General features: G+C 69.0%; 17 protein-coding genes and 1 pseudogene. 10 read left to right on the top strand and 8 right to left on the bottom strand.

The window, feature by feature from the left end; all coding sequences use genetic code 11:
• Nucleotides 1-131: 131 nt before the first annotated feature.
• The 4 genes from ACQEWB_RS24235 (at nucleotide 132) to ACQEWB_RS24250 (ending at nucleotide 4,457) form a co-directional block, all read left to right on the top strand.
• Nucleotides 132-1,244 carry a LacI family DNA-binding transcriptional regulator gene (locus tag ACQEWB_RS24235; protein WP_432834341.1) on the top strand — a complete coding sequence of 371 codons (1,113 nt, stop codon included), beginning with the start codon at nucleotides 132-134 and terminating at the stop codon, nucleotides 1,242-1,244.
• Nucleotides 1,245-1,444: 200 nt separating this feature from the next.
• Nucleotides 1,445-2,524, top strand: a complete 1,080-nt coding sequence (locus tag ACQEWB_RS24240; protein WP_432834343.1) for a metallophosphoesterase — start codon at nucleotides 1,445-1,447, stop codon at nucleotides 2,522-2,524.
• Nucleotides 2,525-2,717: 193 nt separating this feature from the next.
• Nucleotides 2,718-3,584, top strand: a complete 867-nt coding sequence (locus ACQEWB_RS24245; protein ID WP_432834345.1) for a hypothetical protein — start codon at nucleotides 2,718-2,720, stop codon at nucleotides 3,582-3,584.
• 666 nt (nucleotides 3,585-4,250) lie between these two features.
• Complete coding sequence (locus ACQEWB_RS24250) at nucleotides 4,251-4,457, top strand: hypothetical protein (RefSeq protein WP_432843979.1); 207 nt, start codon at nucleotides 4,251-4,253, stop codon at nucleotides 4,455-4,457.
• Nucleotides 4,458-4,483: 26 nt separating this feature from the next.
• Here the strand turns inward: ACQEWB_RS24250 and ACQEWB_RS24255 are convergent, their stop codons facing one another.
• On the bottom strand, nucleotides 4,484-4,891 hold the full coding sequence (locus tag ACQEWB_RS24255) for a winged helix-turn-helix transcriptional regulator (RefSeq protein WP_432834347.1): 408 nt from the start codon (nucleotides 4,889-4,891) through the stop codon (nucleotides 4,484-4,486).
• Nucleotides 4,892-4,985: 94 nt separating this feature from the next.
• On the opposite strand from ACQEWB_RS24255, the gene ACQEWB_RS24260 reads away from it, so the two are divergent.
• On the top strand, nucleotides 4,986-5,924 hold the full coding sequence (locus ACQEWB_RS24260) for an NADP-dependent oxidoreductase (RefSeq protein WP_432834349.1): 939 nt from the start codon (nucleotides 4,986-4,988) through the stop codon (nucleotides 5,922-5,924).
• Nucleotides 5,925-5,967: 43 nt separating this feature from the next.
• Here the strand turns inward: ACQEWB_RS24260 and ACQEWB_RS24265 are convergent.
• Nucleotides 5,968-6,099, bottom strand: a pseudogene (locus ACQEWB_RS24265) (thiamine biosynthesis protein ThiC); the annotation flags it as partial.
• A gap of 38 nt (nucleotides 6,100-6,137) precedes the next feature.
• On the bottom strand, nucleotides 6,138-7,514 hold the full coding sequence (locus ACQEWB_RS24270) for a VWA domain-containing protein (RefSeq protein WP_432834351.1): 1,377 nt from the start codon (nucleotides 7,512-7,514) through the stop codon (nucleotides 6,138-6,140).
• 365 nt (nucleotides 7,515-7,879) lie between these two features.
• Between ACQEWB_RS24270 and ACQEWB_RS24275 the strand changes: the two genes are divergently transcribed.
• Nucleotides 7,880-8,449 (top strand): DUF4240 domain-containing protein, encoded by a 570-nt coding sequence (locus ACQEWB_RS24275; RefSeq protein WP_432834353.1) that lies wholly within the window; start codon nucleotides 7,880-7,882, stop codon nucleotides 8,447-8,449.
• A gap of 63 nt (nucleotides 8,450-8,512) precedes the next feature.
• Here ACQEWB_RS24275 and thiC read toward each other — a convergent pair whose 3' ends face one another.
• Nucleotides 8,513-10,345, bottom strand: coding sequence for a phosphomethylpyrimidine synthase ThiC (gene thiC / locus ACQEWB_RS24280; protein ID WP_432834355.1), 1,833 nt, complete (start codon nucleotides 10,343-10,345; stop codon nucleotides 8,513-8,515).
• Nucleotides 10,346-10,598: 253 nt separating this feature from the next.
• Between thiC and ACQEWB_RS24285 the strand changes: the two genes are divergently transcribed.
• Nucleotides 10,599-12,029 carry a YibE/F family protein gene (locus ACQEWB_RS24285; protein ID WP_432834357.1) on the top strand — a complete coding sequence of 477 codons (1,431 nt, stop codon included), beginning with the start codon at nucleotides 10,599-10,601 and terminating at the stop codon, nucleotides 12,027-12,029.
• A 242-nt stretch (nucleotides 12,030-12,271) separates the two neighbouring features.
• Here the strand turns inward: ACQEWB_RS24285 and ACQEWB_RS24290 are convergent, their stop codons facing one another.
• The 4 genes from ACQEWB_RS24290 to ACQEWB_RS24305 all read right to left on the bottom strand — a co-directional run bounded on the left by ACQEWB_RS24290 (nucleotide 12,272) and on the right by ACQEWB_RS24305 (nucleotide 14,710).
• Nucleotides 12,272-12,709, bottom strand: coding sequence for an SsgA family sporulation/cell division regulator (locus ACQEWB_RS24290; protein WP_432834359.1), 438 nt, complete (start codon nucleotides 12,707-12,709; stop codon nucleotides 12,272-12,274).
• A 98-nt stretch (nucleotides 12,710-12,807) separates the two neighbouring features.
• Nucleotides 12,808-13,521, bottom strand: coding sequence for an IclR family transcriptional regulator (locus ACQEWB_RS24295; RefSeq protein ID WP_432843981.1), 714 nt, complete (start codon nucleotides 13,519-13,521; stop codon nucleotides 12,808-12,810).
• Between the two features lie 430 nt (nucleotides 13,522-13,951).
• The gene (locus ACQEWB_RS24300) at nucleotides 13,952-14,164 is read right to left on the bottom strand and encodes a DUF5326 family protein (protein ID WP_432834361.1); all 213 of its coding nucleotides are present in this window, start codon (nucleotides 14,162-14,164) and stop codon (nucleotides 13,952-13,954) included.
• Between the two features lie 228 nt (nucleotides 14,165-14,392).
• Complete coding sequence (locus ACQEWB_RS24305) at nucleotides 14,393-14,710, bottom strand: cupin domain-containing protein (RefSeq protein ID WP_432834363.1); 318 nt, start codon at nucleotides 14,708-14,710, stop codon at nucleotides 14,393-14,395.
• A 59-nt stretch (nucleotides 14,711-14,769) separates the two neighbouring features.
• On the opposite strand from ACQEWB_RS24305, the gene ACQEWB_RS24310 reads away from it, so the two are divergent.
• The 3 genes from ACQEWB_RS24310 to ACQEWB_RS24320 are packed head-to-tail and all read left to right on the top strand — an operon-like array spanning nucleotide 14,770 to nucleotide 16,788.
• A complete protein-coding gene (locus tag ACQEWB_RS24310) occupies nucleotides 14,770-15,147 on the top strand; it encodes a phage holin family protein (RefSeq protein ID WP_432834365.1) in 378 nt (125 codons plus the stop codon).
• A 7-nt stretch (nucleotides 15,148-15,154) separates the two neighbouring features.
• Nucleotides 15,155-15,646: a low molecular weight protein-tyrosine-phosphatase gene (locus ACQEWB_RS24315; protein WP_432834366.1), complete on the top strand. Its 492-nt coding sequence runs from the start codon at nucleotides 15,155-15,157 to the stop codon at nucleotides 15,644-15,646.
• On the top strand, nucleotides 15,643-16,788 hold the full coding sequence (locus ACQEWB_RS24320) for a cystathionine gamma-lyase (RefSeq protein ID WP_432834368.1): 1,146 nt from the start codon (nucleotides 15,643-15,645) through the stop codon (nucleotides 16,786-16,788). Before ACQEWB_RS24315 ends, ACQEWB_RS24320 begins: the two co-directional genes overlap by 4 nt.
• Nucleotides 16,789-16,791: the final 3 nt, after the last annotated feature.

Here is a 16,791-nt window from a genome sequence, read left to right on the forward strand (position 1 = left end):
TGCCATTGGATCGTTCAACTGACACTGTTTCAAAGGTAGTTGACGTGGTTTGACCTTGCAGAAACGTGCCTGTCAACGCGTGCATATGCGTCCGCCCTACCCCACCGCATGAGCCCTACTATCGGCTCGCCATGACAGCAGCAGGGAAGCACCAGGTGAGCCGCGCGGAAACCTCCCGTCGAGGCAGCCGGCCGGGCCGGGCGGGCATCAGGGATGTGGCCGCCGCCGCCGGAGTCTCCATCACGACCGTCTCCGACGCCCTGAACGGCAAGGGCAGGCTCCCGGACGCCACCCGCCGCCATGTCCGCGAGGTCGCCGACCGGCTGGGCTACCGCCCGTCGGCCGCGGCCCGAACGCTCCGTACCGGCAAGTCGGGCCTCATCGGCCTGACCGTGACGACGTACGGGGATGAACCTTTCACCTTCACCGAGTTCGCGTACTTCGCGGAGATGGCGCGCGCCGCCACCTCGGCCGCGCTGGCCCGGGGCTACGCGCTGGTGATCCTGCCCGCGACCTCGCGCCACGACGTGTGGTCGAACGTCGCCCTGGACGGGACCGTGGTCATCGACCCGTCCGACCAGGACCCGGTGGTCAGCGAGCTGGTCCGGCAGGGTTTACCGGTGGTCTCCGACGGCCGTCCGGCCGGCGCCCTGCCGGTCACCGCGTGGGTCGACAACGACCACGAGGCCGCCGTGCTCGGCATCCTGGACCACCTGGCCGCCGCCGGCGCCCGCCGCATCGGTCTGCTGACGGGGACGACGACGGACACGTACACCCATCTGTCGACCACGGCGTACCTGCGCTGGTGCGAGCGGGTCGGCCAGGACCCGGTGTACGAGGCCTACCCGGCACACGACCCGTGCGCGGGCGCCGTCGCAGCCGACCGGCTGCTGGCCCGGCCCGACCGACCGGACGCGGTCTACGGCCTGTTCGACCCGAACGGCACCGATCTGCTGGCCGCCGCCCGTCGCTACGGCCTGCGCGTACCGGACGACCTGCTTCTGGTCTGCTGCAGCGAATCCACCGTGTACGCCAACACCGAACCGCCCGTCACGACACTCTCACTGAAGCCGCGCCGGATCGGCACGGCCGTCGTACAGCTGCTCATCGACGCGATCGAGGGGGTCGAATCGGACCAACCGGTCGAGCAGGTGATACCGACGGAGCTGATCGTGCGCACCTCGTCCGAGCGACGTCCCCCGCGCACGACGGTCAGCCCACCGCGTTCGCCCGAAGAGGAGTAGAACAAGCGCTGTCAGCAGCGGCCCAAGCTCTGCCCAATCGGGGCGAAAGCCGCGGTGAACTGGACTCTTGCTCCGATTCACCACCCCTGGGTCATCACATGGCGCGATCCGCATTCCTATGATGGGCCCACGACACCGCGGGCCGCTGCGACCAGGCAGTCCGAAGCGGTGCAGATGCGGCGTGATGGTGGAGGGGTCTGATGACTCAGGGGGCCGGTCAGGGACCCGAGGTGGAGCGAACGGCGACGTTGCGCGACTTCCGGGTACCCGCGTACGTCCACGAGACCGGCCCGTACGGCCAGAGCACGCACCCCGGTGACGTCGCGCCGGCGCACGAGGAGACGTATCCCGAGGGGTACACCCCGACCGAGCGCGACCTGCCCGTGATCAACCGCGGTGACACGCTCCAGGTGGCCGTCGACCCGGCGGACCTGGCCGCCGCGCAGGACACGGACGGCGCGGGTCCGCTCTACGTCGTCGGCGATGTCCACGGCTACCTCGACGAACTGGTGGCCGCGCTGCGGACCCAGGGCCTCATCGACGCCGAGGGGAACTGGAGCGCGGGCACCGCCCGGCTGTGGTTCCTCGGCGACTTCACCGACCGCGGGCCCGACGGCATCGGCGTCATCGACCTGGTGATGCGGCTGTCCGCGGAGGCGGCCGCGGCAGGCGGCTACTGCAAGGCGCTCATGGGCAACCACGAGCTGCTGCTGCTCGGCGCCAAGCGGTTCGGCGACACCCCCGTCAACTCCGGCGCGGGCACCGCCACCTTCCAGGCGGCCTGGCTGCTCAACGGCGGTCAGAAGTCCGACATGGACCGGCTCCAGGACCACCACCTGCAGTGGATGGCGCGCCTGGACGCGGTCGAGGAGGTCGACGGCTTCCTGCTCGTCCACTCCGACACCACCGCCTACCTCGACTACGGCGACTCGATCGAGGCGGTCAACGACACCGTGCGCGAGACCCTCACGCGCAACGACGCCGACGAGTGCTGGGACCTGTTCCGCAAGTTCACCAAGCGCTTCTCCTTCCGCGACGAGGGCGGTGCAGACGCCGTACGCTCCCTGCTGGATACGTACGGCGGCACCCGCATCGTTCACGGGCACAGCCCGATTCCCTATCTGCTGGGCGAAGTGGGCTCCGAGGACGACGGGGAGGACAGCTCCGGCCCGGTGGTCGAGGGACCGCACGTCTACGCGGACGGCCTGGCCATCGCCATGGACGGCGGAGTGACCATGGCCGGAAAGCTGCTGGTCCGACAACTTCCCCTGGATATCTGAACGTTCACCGGGAAGGCGTCCCCTTTCGGAGGAATGACGACAAACGGCGCAGGCCAGGGCCCAATTTCCGGAAACCCCCTGTCACCGCGTGCCGTCCCCGCTCTACCATCGGCTTATCCGTAGCAGGCTCCCCTCCGTTTCTGCCCGACGGCTCGTTGGCATGCGAGCCCCAAGCCCTACGGAGCATCGGGGGATGCACATGAACAGCGTTCCGCAGCACCTGCTGAGCGAGGACCGCCAGGAGTACGAGCGGGTCCTCGATGAGGCGCTGCGCTCCGCCCCACACCGCCCGGAACTGGCCGCTGTCGGTCAGCGGCTCAACCCCGAACAGCTGCGCACCATGGCGCTGAACGCCACCGCACTCATCACGGCGGCCGCGGCGACCGAGTACCAGCACTACGTGAAGGTCCGCGAGGAACTGCGCCAGCCGGCGCCGTCCACCCCGTCGTCCACCCGCGACTCCGGCTCGGTCGAGCCGGGCACGGGTGCGCTGGGGCTCGCGACCACCCTCGGCGAGGCCGCCGAGCCGGCCGGCGCGGGCGCCGTCGCCGTCGCCGCCGTCCTCACCCCCGTCCTCGCCGGAACGGCCGCGGCGATCTTCCTGCTCGTCGGCTACATCCTCAGGTCGCTCGCCCCCAAACAGGCGTTCGGCAAGACCATGCTCATGGCCGGCTGGGTGTTCGGTGCCATGACGGCGGCCGCGATCCTGGTGGCCGCGGTCGGGCTGCTGCTCACCGCACTGCGCAACCGGCCCTCGCTGGAGTCGGGACCGTACGGCGAACTGAGCGGAGAGGTGGCCCGGGCCAGGGAAGCCTGGCGCGAGGCGCTGCTGGAGCGCGGGGTCCTGCCGTTCCTGCGGGAGGCCCTCGCCGACCCCGGTACCGCTGCGGCTCTGCACCGCCCGGCACCGGCGGGGCCGAGCCGTATGCCCCACCTCGGCTACGACCGCCCGGGCTTCACCAGCCCGGACGACGGCCCCGCCGCCGGCCCGCGCCCGAGCTTCACGAGTCCGGACTACACCAGCCCGGACTTCGGAGGCCCGGACCACCAGTTGGAATGATCGACGGCTTGCGCCTTCCGCGTACGGATTCCCGCGGGGGAGCGCAAGCCGAGTACCGGGCAATTCCGTCGGACGTCCGCGCACACCGCCCCGGCCCGTGTTCAGGCCGACGGCAGTGTGTCGGCGACGTCCGCGGTCGCCCGTACGAATTCGCGTACGCGTTCTGTGGTGTTGCCCTCCGGCCAGACGGGTCTCCGTTCGACGAACGGCGCGTCGTTGAGCGGCACATGGGCGACATCCGGCCTCGGGCAGGAACGCCGGGCGTGCTCGCCGACCGGCAGCACCCCCCCTGGCCATCGCCACGAGCGTGAGCATCTCGCAGAACGACCCTCCGGCCGGCCCCTTCGGCACCGGGCGGCCCGACGGCGTGCGGTCGCTCTTGAAGCCCACCGAGGTCACCTCACCTCGGGGTACTGCACCACGGGGTGCTCCACGAGCACCTCCAGCGACACCGACCCTCACAGGCCGGCGGAGGCCCGGCAGCCACGGCGAGCACCCGACGCTCCCTGAGCAGTACGGGACCTCACGCCATGCCGTCGAAGGGGTACGAGGCGACGAGCACGTCGACCGAGCCGCCGAGCAGGCTCGCGCGGGAGTCGAACAGCTGGGCCTCGCCCTCACCGATCCGACCGCCTGGTCCTCAACGTCCGGGACGTCTGACGATCCCTGGACTTCTACGTCGGCCGGCGCGGCCTGAAGCCGGTGCGCGTCGCCGAATGGCAGGCCGGCAAGGTTCCCTTCGCCTCGGTGCGGATCACCCCGGAGACCATCGTCGACCTGACGGCCCGTCCCCGCGGCGAGCCCAACCACGTCCAGGACCCGGACGGCAACACGGTGGAACTGCGGTGGTACCGGCAGGATGCCGCGGCCTGAGCCCGCCCGGGCCCGCTCGAGTCCGGTCAGGCCCCCGGACCGGCGGCGACGCGTTCGTCGAAGTCCTTGCGTGCGGCCTGGATCGTGGTGATGTTCGCCTGCGACCAGTCGGTGATGCTCTGCAGCAGGCCGCCCACCTCCCGGCCCAGGTCGGTCAGCCGGTACTCCACGCGCGGCGGGACGGTCGGATACACCTGACGGGTCAGCAGTCCCTCGCGCTCCAGGGCACGCAGCGTCTGCGTCAGGACCTTCGACGTCACGCCGTCCAGCCGCCGGCGGAGTTCGGCGAACCGCATCGGGCGGCCGTCCTCCAGGGCGACCAGCACCAGCATGGTCCACTTGCTCGCGATCAGCTCCAGCACGGCTCGGGTGGGACAGTCCCGCAGGAAGACGTCCACGCCACCGTGTTCTCTCAGGTCGAAGCCGGTATCCATGAGGAACCTCGATATCAGAAAAGTGCCTTCTTCCGTGGGGCGATCACCCGGGCCGACGATGGGACGCATCGCGCCCGACCGAGGAGGAGTCCCGATGTCCGCCCGTATGCATGCCATCGTCCAGTCCGCGTTCGGCGGTCCCGAGGTGCTGACGTACACCGAGACCGACATCCCCGAACCCGGCCCCGGCGAGGTCCTGTTGCGGGTCGCCGGGGCCGGGGTCAACCCCGGCGACGCGGTGCTGCGGGCCGGGCGCGTGCCGGAGTTGGTGACCTTGCCGTGGACGCCGGGCAACGACGTGTCCGGCGTCGTCGAGCGGGTCGGCGAGGGCGTGACGCGGTTCGTCCCGGGCGACGAGGTGTACGGCATGCTCGCCGTCAACCCACGTGGTGCGTACGCCGAGTTCACCGCCGTGCCCGCCGACGCGCTGGCGTTCGCGCCCGAGAACCTCGGTCTCGCGCACGCCGCAGCCGTGCCGCTGGTCGCCGCCACCGCCTGGCAGGCGCTGGCCGTGCTGGCGCGGGTCCGGCCCGGCGACCGGGTACTGATCCACGCGGCGGCGGGCGGCGTCGGCCATGTCGCCGTGCAGCTGGCCAAGGAGCTGGGGGCGTACGTCATCGGCACCGCCCGGGCCGCCAACCACGACCGCCTGCGCGAGCTGGGCGCCGACGAACTGGTCGACCACACCACCACCGACTTCGAGACCGCCGTGGCTCCGGTGGACGCGGTCCTCGACCTGGTCGGCGGCTCCTACGGACCGCGCTCCCTCGATGTGCTCCGCCCCGGCGGCCTCCTCATCGGCGCGTCGATCGACCCCGGAACGGACGAGGAGCAGGCCGCCGCCCGCGGGCTGCGCTACACCTGGGTCACCGCCGAACCCTCCGGTGAGCTGCTGCAACAGGTCACCGAACGCATCGACTCCGGCCGCCTGCGCGTCCAGGTCCAGCGGACCTACCCCCTGTCCGAAGCCGCCGAGGCCCACCGCGCCATCGAGGCCAGACGCACCACCGGCAAGATCGTCCTGGTCCCCTGACCATCCCGCCGGCGGCGCCCACCCGTGCCTCGCTACAAGGACCTCAGTCCGCCATCGGCAGATACACCCGGTTCCCGCTTGCCGCGAACTCCTTCGACTTGAGCGCCATGCCCTGCTCGATCTCCGTCCGGCTGCCACCGTGTTCGCGGCGGATGTCCTGGGAGATCTTCATCGATGACAACCACACGCCTGAGATATCCGGGGGCCACAGGATCAAAGAATGCCTGCCCGACCGGCAGCAGCAATCCAGGTCGGGAACTCGGACAGAAGCCGATCGTAGAGGTCCTGGTCGGGGACTGAACTGATGTCGTCAGCGGCGAAGAACCCCACGTTGTCGACGCGGCGGCCGGGTAGGGTGTCGAAGCGTTCCAGGACTCCGTAGTTGGACCGTCCCAAACCCACGAACTGCCAGAAGATCGGTTCCTCAACCGCTTCTCGGAGCTCCTGCTCGATAGCGGAGTTGCGGTATACGCCGCCATCAGAGAAGAACAACACCAGGGTGGGGACAGGGACCGGTTCTTCCCGGACATACGCACGGACCTCGGCGATCGCCTTCTGTTCTTCGTTCTGGATGCCGACCGTGCGCATGTCGACCTGACCGGCTTCCAGTCCCTTACGGGGTTTCTTGCTTCTGCGGAAAAGGCTCAGTTCTCCTACCCGGACGTGAAGCCGCAGCCATTCGGGAAGGTCTCTCAGACGCAGGTCAGGCAGCCGTGCCGCGTTCGAAGCGAACGTCCAAGCCTGCATCTCACCGTCATCGTCAAGCTGCGCGGCAACAGCTGCCATACGCTCGACTACGTCGGCCACGACGCCCTTGGAGTACAGGAAGGTCATGGAACCGGAGGCGTCCAGGACCAAGATGACGCGTGCGGTGACCCCGGCTGCTCCATACTTTCTCAAACTGACAGCCACCTGCTCCTTGCGCAGGGAGAGACGTTTGCGCATGTCGACGGGCAACTGCTCTTCGCCCTTACCAAGGTGCGGGCTGGCAGGCGTCTTGGCAGGGAGGGGTGGTGGGGGAACAGGTGCCGTCGGAAAAGCGGACGTGCCCGGAGAGGCATCGTCAACAGTGATGCCGAAATCGGTGGCCAGCCCAGCAAGCCCAGAGGCATAGCCCTGCCCGACTGCGCGGAACTTCCACCGCCCCGCCCGTAGGTACAGCTCACCGCCGATGAACGCGGTCTCCGTCCCAGCCTCCATGTGGAACCGCGCGATCTCGGTCCGCGTCGCGGTGTCCAGCAGTCTCAAGGTGAGTCGAGGCACCTGACCGAAGGTTCCGCCGTCGGCCGACGCACCCAGCACGACCCGTTCGACGGCCGGTTCTAGCGAGCTCAGTTCCACCTCGATCGCGTCGGTCAGGACACCCCCGGCACTCTGCTTTCCGAGATGCGTCACCGCGTTCGATGCATGTCGCGGCTGGTTGTAGAAGACGAAGTCACCATCGTCACGAACGCGGCCTGCCGCAGTGAGCAGCAACGCCGAGGCGTCGACATCGGGCACACCAGGTCCTTCGGACCAAGTCAGCTCAACGCGCACCGCGCGAGAGTCGACGGGGAGGTTGGCGCCCTTGCTCAGTGCTCTCGCTGTCATGAAGCTAGTCTGCACAGCCCGGAGTGCCGAAAGCGTGCCTTCTGAGAGGGAAACGGCGCCCCGGAGAGCCGGGGCACCGCGTCCTGTTCTCAGTCTGCGATCGGGAGATAGACCTTGTTCCCGCTAGCCGCGAACTCCTTCGACTTCTGGAGCATCCCCTCAGCGACCTCCTCGGGAGACGCCTCCTCGGCCGCCGCGCCACCAAACCGCTCTGTGATGCTTTGGCTAATCTTCATCGAGGACGACTTCAGTCCGGAGTATGGCCAACCCGCAAAGAAGGCCGCAGACCGCCGGGCCGCGTGAGGACGATGAAGCTATGCCGAGGATCGGCCCACTGTCATACCGAGATGGCACAGTGCAGCATCATGAACATTGATCGGTTCTGGAGCATCATCGAATCCGCGCGCTCTTCGGCCGCCGTCTCCGGAGTGCGCTTTGACGAGGCCTTGGTGGACCTCCTCACCGAGTGCCCTCCGAAGGAGATCCTTGAGTACGCCGAGCGATTCGATGAGGTACACGACGCTCTGTACCGGTGGGATGTCTGGGCTGCGGCGTATCTCATAGGCGGCGGCTGCTCCGACGACAGCTTCATGGACTTTCGAGCGGGGGTGATCGCACTGGGGCGGGACTGGTACGAGCGCCTAGCTCTGGATCCGGACAGCCTCGCTGGGCACCCGGCTGTCATCGAAGCCGCGGGCGCACGCGGCGACGAGGCGCTGTTCTACGAGGACGTGAACTACGCGGCAAGTGGAGCTTTTGCCCGCCTCACAGGTGACCCGGACTCCTTCTACGAGGCCTGGGCCGGGTACCGGCCAACGGACGAGCAGGACAGCGACGCTGCGGACATGGGAGAAGACTTCGACTTCGACGACGCAGATGAGATGCATCGGCGACTGCCCCGTCTGGCAAGGCTCTACATCGAAGCCGGCGACTAGTTGGAGCGAAACAGGACGACCCGCGACTGCCGCATGAGCCGCGGGCCGTTCCGTAGGTCCGGGTTACTCCGCCAACGGCAGGTACACCCTGTTCCCGCTCGCCGCGAACTCCTTCGACTTCTGCAGCATCCCCTCGGCGACCTCCTCAGCCGTCGCCCCCGCAGCCGCCGTACCGCCGAACTGCGCTGTGATGCTTTGGCTAATCTTCATCGAGCAGAACTTCGGCCCGCACATCGAGCAGAAGTGGGCGGTCTTGGCGGGCTCCGCCGGCAGGGTCTCGTCGTGGAACTCCCGTGCCGTGTCCGGGTCGAGGGCCAGGTTGAACTGGTCCTCCCACCGGAACTCGAAGCGGGCGTCGGAGAGGGCGTCGTCCCAGTCCTGCGCGCCGGGGTGGCCCTTGGCGAGGTCGGCCGCGTGGGCGGCGATCTTGTAGGTGATGACGCCGGTCTTGACGTCGTCCCGGTTGGGCAGGCCCAGGTGCTCCTTGGGCGTTACGTAGCAGAGCATCGCCGTGCCCCACCAGGCGATCATCGCGGCACCGATGCCGGAGGTGATGTGGTCGTACGCCGGGGCGACGTCCGTGGTCAGCGGGCCGAGCGTATAGAACGGAGCTTCATCACAGATCTCCTGCTGAAGGTCGATGTTCTCCTTGATCTTGTGCATCGGGACATGTCCCGGGCCCTCGATCATGGTCTGTACGTTGAAACGCTTGGCGATCGTGTTGAGTTCCCCGAGCGTGCGCAACTCCGCGAACTGCGCCTCGTCGTTGGCGTCCGCGATCGAGCCGGGCCGCAGGCCGTCGCCCAGGGAGTACGTGACGTCGTAGGCGGCGAGGATCTCGCAGAGCTCCTCGAAGTTCTCGTACAGGAACGATTCCTTGTGGTGCGCGAGGCACCACGCGGCCATGATCGAGCCGCCGCGGGAGACGATGCCGGTCTTGCGGTTCGCGGTGAGCGGGACGAACGGCAGGCGGACGCCCGCGTGGACGGTCATGTAGTCCACGCCCTGCTCGGCCTGCTCGATGACCGTGTCCTTGTAGATCTCCCAGGTCAGCTCCTCGGCGCGGCCGTCGACCTTCTCCAGCGCCTGGTAGAGCGGCACCGTGCCGATGGGGACGGGGGAGTTGCGCAGCACCCACTCGCGGGTGGTGTGGATGTTGCGGCCGGTGGACAGGTCCATGACCGTGTCGGCGCCCCAGCGGGTCGCCCAGGTCATCTTCTCGACCTCTTCCTCGATGGAGGAGGTGACCGCGGAGTTGCCGATGTTGGCGTTGACCTTCACCAGGAACCGCTTGCCGATGATCATCGGCTCGATCTCCGGGTGGTTGACGTTGGCAGGCAGCACCGCGCGGCCGGCCGCGATCTCCTCGCGGACGACCTCGGGGGACACGTTCTCCCGGATCGCCACGTACTCCATCTCGGGCGTGACCTCACCCCGGCGTGCGTAGGCGAGCTGCGTGACCGCCCCGCCGTCACGGCTGCGGCGCGGCAGCCGGGGCCGCCCAGGGAAGACCGCGTCCAGGTTGCGCAGGTTCCCCCCACGCGGCGAGGTGTGCTTGATCCCGTCGTCCTCGGGGCGGACAGGCCGGCCCGCATACTCCTCGGTGTCGCCGCGGGCGATGATCCAGTTCTCCCGTAGCGGTGCGAGCCCCCTGCGGACGTCCGTTTCGATGAGCGGATCGGTGTACGGGCCGGAGGTGTCGTACAGCGTGACCGACTGCCCGTTGGTGAGGTGCACCTGACGGACCGGCACCCGCAGATCGGGGCGTGAAGCCGCTGGGCCCGCCACGTATCCCTTGTGCCAGCCGATGGACTTCCCGGCCTCCTGGGACGGTTCGCCCTGAATGGGCGCTTCGTCCTGGCTGGAGGCAGGCGTGCGTGCGTCCTTGATGGTCATGAGACCTACTCCCTACGCCGGCATTACCCGGTAACAGGTTCGGCGGTCGACGCAGCGGCTTCCGTCTGTCGATGCCTCGTGGTGAACATCACTCGATTTCGGTGATGTTCCACGTGAAACATCGCTGGGACGGAGGTCAGCGCCCTCTCAGCCCGGTGCTCCGAGCTCCCGCGTGTGCAAAGGTGCCTCCACGCTAGCGTCAATTCGGGCGCGGTGAACAGGGGGCCCCTGTCGTTCTTGCGATGATCGGGCGGTGACCACGACACATCAGCCCCCGGAGCCGCCGCACGTTCATGGGCCGGGCCACGACCGTGAGCACGACCACGGTGGCGGGCACGGGTCGACTGGATCGCACGGGCATGCGCCGGGTGGCGGACACGGCCACAGTCACAGCCATGGTCCGGCGGCCCCCGTCTCCAAGCATCTCCGCAAGGTCATCGCGGCGATCCTCATCCCGTTCGCCGCGGCCGTGGTCGTGGGCCTCGCGGTGCTCTGGCCCGGTGGCGCCCCGGCGCACGAGCGCACCGGCGTGGGCTTCGACCGGCAGACCCAGCAGGCGACCGTGACCAAGGTCGTGAGCGTGAGCTGCAAGTCGGTGAACGCCTCGGGCGGGACGTCGACCGGCGACACCTCCACCACCGGCGGCTCCGCCACCCAGCAGGAGGCGAACGCCACCTGCAAGAAGGCGACTATCCGGGTCGACACCGGCAAGGACAAGGGCCGTACGTTCACCGAGATCGTGCAGCCGGACCAATCGCGGCAGCTGCACCAGGGCCAGAAGGTCGTGGCCGCCTACGAGCCCTCGGCGCCGAAGGACCTGCAGTACTCGGTGACCGACGTGAACCGCCGGTTCCCGATGGCCCTGCTCGCCGGCATCTTCGCGCTCGCCGTCGTGGTGGTGGGACGGCTGCGGGGCGTCATGGCCCTGGTCGCGCTGGCCATCAGCTTCCTGATCCTGAACTTCTTCATCCTGCCCGCGATCCTCCAGGGCTCGAACCCGCTGCTCGTGGCGGTGATCGGGTCGAGCGCCATCATGCTGATCGCCCTCTACATGTGCCACGGCCTCTCGGCCCGCACATCGGTCGCCGTACTCGGCACGCTGCTCTCCCTGGTGCTGATCGGCCTCCTCGGCTCGGAGTTCATCGACTGGGCGGCCCTCACCGGCAACACCGACGACAACACCGGCCTGATCCACGGCCTGTATCCGTCGATCGACATGAGTGGTCTGCTGCTCGCGGGCGTCATCATCGGCTCGCTCGGCGTCCTGGACGACGTGACGGTCACCCAGACCTCGGCCGTCTGGGAGCTGCACGAGGCCAACCCGTCGATGGGCTGGCGCGGGCTGTACCGCGCGGGCATCCGGATCGGCCGCGACCACATCGCCTCCGTGGTCAACACCCTGGTCCTCGCCTACGCGGGCGCCGCGCTGCCGCTGCTGCTGCTCTTCTCCATCGCCCAGAGCAGTGTGGGCACGGTCGCGAACAGCGAGCTGGTCGCCGAGGAGATCGTGCGCACGCTGGTGGGCTCGATCGGCCTGGTCGCCTCGGTGCCGGTCACGACGCTGCTCGCGGCGCTGGTGGTCGCGGCCGACCGGCCCGAAATGGGGGCGGCCCCGGCGACGGCAGGCGCGGTACCGGCGCCGGCACCCGCACGCGCGGGGAGGGGCAGGCGCCGTAAGCACTGAGGCGGGGGCGGCCGACTCCGGCCCGCTTCGGCCTGCCGCAGAGCCGCCGGCCGAAGAGCCACTTGTCGCAGAGCCACCTGTCGCAGAGCCACCGGCCAGAGAGCTGCCAGAGAGCTGCCAACCGGAGAGCCACCCGCCGCAGGGCGCCCGCCTCGGAGCAGAAGCGTTACTGCACCTCTCCATCCGCGGGTTCGAGCGCTGCCCACGCCGAAGCGTTCCTTCGGCCTTGCTCGCGACTCGCTTCAGCCCGCGCTCTGCTCCTCCGCCAGGATGCGGTCCAGCGCCTCGTCGAGGTGGGCGTCGAAGTCCGCGAGCGCGCCCTCCTGACCGAGCGGCACCAGCTTGTCGGTGCGGTCGAGGAAGGCGATGAGAGGCGCGGTCGAGGAGCGGAACAGCGCCTGGTCGCGGCCGACCTGAAGCCGGATCAGGACCTCGCTCAGCGAGTCCGGTTCGACGGGCTCGACGCGCACGTCCCCGTCCCCGCACGGCCGGCCCACGCCGTCGATCAGCAGCTCCCGGCCGAACGCCCAGGTCACCGGGGCATCCCCCGGCAGATGGAAGGTCAGCCGCACGGCATACGGATCACCGGTCTCGTAACGCAGCTCCACCGGAATACGGAAGGAGAGCTCCTCGGAGACGAGAAAGCTCATCATGACCTCTGCCTGTACGGACTCGCGCATCGCCTACCCCGTCTTGTGAAGCCCACTGGCTGGGAATCATCCCCTGACACTGATGAAATATTGCTGAAAGTGCACGACAGATCACAAGGAGTGAGTTTTCAGATACTGATAGAGATCGCCAGCGACCCCAGCAGGCGCCCGATCTCGCGCTGTAGCTGCTGCGCCGCCGAGACCAGCCGATCGGCCTGATGGACGGGCAGGGAGATGGCCATCGTCGCGGCCGTGGTGCCCAGAGTGATCGGAATCGCCGCGCAGATCGTGCCCAGCGCGTACTCCTGCCGCTCCAGGACCGGCTCCATCCGCGGCATCCGTTCCAGCCGCCGCAGCAGGGTGTGGTCGTCACGCACCGTGTACGGGGTGATGGACTGCACGGGGTAACGGTCGAGATGGTCGCGCCGGGCGTCCTCGTCCAGCTGGGAGAGCAGGCACTGTCCGATCGCGTGCGCGTGCGCGGTCTCACGGAAGTCGGCCCACTCCTCGACCGCCGGGTTGCCCGGGGTGTCGGAGACGCACATGACCTCGATCTCGCCGTCCCGGTACACGGCGTAGTACACGGGCACGCCGATCGCGTCCCGCCAGCCGGCGAGTGCCTCGACCACCGTGCTGCGACGTTTCTGCTGGGCTCCGCTACTGCCCAGCCGCTCGGCCGCGTCGCCGAGGAAGAACAGGCCCTTGTCCCGGCGCAGATAGCCTTCGTGCACCAGAGTGCGCAGCAGGTGGTAGGCCGTCGGGAGGGCCAGGCCGGTCTCGCGGGCCAGTTGCTTGGCGGGAGCGCCGTGCGCATGGCCGGCGACGCACTCCAGGAGGCGCATCGCGCGCTGCACAGAACCGATGAGGGTCGCCGTCTGGGGTGCTGACTGAGGCGCTGTCCGAGGCTGCGCGCCGGAGCAGTCCGGGTGCGACGGCGCCGGTGTGGCCGTCGCACGCTCTTTCGTCGAGGGGCCGGGCTGCTCGGGAGGCCGGAGGCGTCCCTGGGGTGGTGCCGCGGCCTGGGCCGGGGTGGGGAGTGCGTGAGGGTCGGTGAGCGCGGTGTCTACCGTGGCCAAGGGTCACTCCCGAAGCGCGAGGGGGCAGCCCGTGCGGGGGAACACGGGAGGGGGTGTACGCCGCCCGCGGGGTCGTCCCCGCGTCGATTTCCGGACTCTAACGGCCCTCGACCGTCCTGAGACGGCCTGCCCGGAAAACTTCCCTCGCGCGAGGGAACCGGTGATTCCTGTTACCGATCACCGATTCCCGACACCCTCACCAGTCGCTGCGCGACGAGGAGCTCGACGTGAACTTCCGCACCACGTAGACGAGTCCGCCGACCAGGGCCACGAAGACCAGCACCTTGAAGAGCAGCCCGATGACGATGCTGACCACGCTCATTATCAGCCCGCCGAACACGACCAGGGCGATGACCGGCACCGCGATCCACTTCACCCACCAGGGCAGTCCCGCGAAGATCTCTCCCATTGCTCTCGTCCTTACCTCTCCGCCCGTCGCTCGTGCCGGGTCCGTCGATGACCCGGATCTTGATCCCGGATCGGTCTGATGTCCTGCACTCGATGCTAGGGCCGACCGGGTGCCCGGCGGGGGCCTCGCACCCCCGGTCCTCCCCTGATCGAACCCCTAGGGAACCCCGAGGCGGTGGATCGGCTTCGCGGTGGAGACCCAGCCCTCCGAGACCCAGCCCTCCGAGACTCAGCTCTCCGGGGGTGAGAACACCACGAGCACCCGCAGGTCCTCGCTGATGTGGTGGAACTTGTGGGCGACGCCGGCCGGCACGTAGATGACGCTGCCGCGCGCCACCTGGGTGGTCTCCAGGCCGACGGTGATGGAGGCGCGGCCGCTCACAACGAAGTAGACCTCGTCCTGGTTGTGCGGCTTCTGTGGATCATGTCCGCCGGCGTCGAGCGCGTACAACCCGACCGACATATTGCGCTCCCGCAGAAACTGCAGGTAGGCGCCGTCATTGGCGGCGCGCTCCGCCTCCAGTTCGTCCAGCCGGAATGCCTTCATCGCCGTTGTCGCCCTCGTCCCACTGCTCGTACCCGATCTCGTCTGCCACGATCAGACACATGAAGAATTTCGTAGTCAAGACGATCGCCAACGCGGGCGCCCTGGCGGTCGCAGTATGGCTGCTGGACAAGATCACCCTGACCGGTGACAGCACGGGCAAGAAGGCCTGGACCCTGATCCTCGTCGCCCTGGTCTTCGGCCTGGTGAACTTCCTGGTCAAGCCGATCGTGAAGCTGCTGTCCTTCCCGATCGTCATCCTGACGCTCGGTCTGTTCACGCTCGTCGTCAACGCCCTGATGCTGCTGCTCACCTCGTGGCTGGCCGACAAGCTGGACCTGAGCTTCCACGTCGAGGGCTTCTGGACCGCGGTCCTGGGCGGCCTGATCATCTCGATCGTCTCCTGGGCGCTGCACATGGTCCTGCCCGACGAGGACTGATCAGGCGATGACCTATCGCGTCTGCTTCGTCTGCACCGGCAACATCTGCCGGTCGCCGATGGCTGAGTCGGTGTTCCGCGCCCGCATCGCGGAGGCGGGGCTCGACGACCGGGTCGAGGTCGACAGCGCCGGCACCGGCGGCTGGCACGAGGGAGACGGTGCCGACCCGCGCACCGTCTCCGTCCTGGAGAGCAGCGGTTACGACGGCGCCCACACGGCCCGTCGGTTCCTGCCGTCGTGGTTCTCCCGCCTCGACCTCGTCATCGCCCTCGACACCGGCCATCTGAACGCCCTTCGCCGCCTCGCTCCCACCCCGGAGGACGCGGCGAAGGTCCGGCTGCTGCGCTCCTACGACCCCGCGGCCGGCGACGACCTCGACGTCCCTGACCCCTACTACGGGGGCATGGACGGCTTCGAGGAGTGCCTTGAGATGGTGGAGGCGGCGAGCGAGGGTCTGCTCGCCGCGGTTCGCGAGCAGGTGAAGGGACGAGTGGCATGAGTGATTCGGGTACGTCCGTGGGTGGCGGTGACGGCACGCGCGCGGTGCGGGCGGGGCTGCCCGAGGCGGTCAAGAACGAACCGACCCTGCCCGGCCCGGTGTTCGCCGCCCACTACCACCTGCCGGGCGAGGTCAGCGGCCCGTACACCTACGGCCGCGACGACAACCCCACCTGGACCCTGCTGGAGCGGGCCATCGGCGAGCTGGAGGCACCCGGGCAGGACGGCGTCGAGACGCTCGTCCTCGCCTCGGGCGTGGCCGCCGCCTCGGCGGTGCTGTTCTCCCAGGTGCGCGCCGGGGATGCCGTCGTACTCCCGAACGACGGCTACCAGGTGCTGCCCCTGATACGGGCCCAGTTGGAGGCGTACGGCATCGAAGTGCGCACGGCGCCGACGGCGAACGACGCCCAGCTGGACGTCCTCGACGGGGCGAAGCTGCTGTGGATCGAGACGCCGTCCAACCCCGGGCTCGACACCTGCGACATCCGGCGGCTCGCCGAGGCGGCACACACGCGTGGCGCGCTCGTCGCCGTCGACAACACCCTCGCCACCCCGCTCGGCCAGCGCCCACTGGAGCTCGGCGCGGACTTCTCGGTGGCCAGCGGCACCAAGCAGCTCACGGGTCACGGGGACGTGCTGCTCGGTTACGTCGTCGGGCGGGACGCCGAGGCCATGGCCGCCGTACGGCGCTGGCGGAAGATCGTCGGGGCGATTCCCGGGCCCATGGAGGCCTGGCTCGCGCACCGTTCGATCGCCACACTCCAGCTCCGTGTCGACCGGCAGTGCGCCACTGCCCTGACCGTCGCCGAGGCGCTCCGGGGGCGGCCCGAGGTGACCGGGCTGCGCTATCCCGGACTGCCCGACGATCCCGCGCACAAGGTCGCCGCGCAGCAGATGCGCCGTTTCGGGTGCGTGGTGTCGTTCACGCTGCCCACGCGCGCGCGTGCCGACCGTTTTCTCGACGCGCTGCGACTGGTCGACGACGCGACGAGCTTCGGCGGTGTGCGGTCCACGGCCGAGCGCCGCGGACGCTGGGGCGGGGACGCGGTCCCGGAGGGTTTCATCCGGCTCTCGGTCGGCGCCGAGGACGCCGAGGACCTGGTGGCGGATGTGCTGCGCGCGCTGGACGAGTCGGGGCGATGACCG

Origin of the sequence: Streptomyces sp. CA-249302, assembly GCF_050936785.1 — a bacterium.
In the GTDB taxonomy this organism is placed as follows: domain Bacteria; phylum Actinomycetota; class Actinomycetes; order Streptomycetales; family Streptomycetaceae; genus Streptomyces.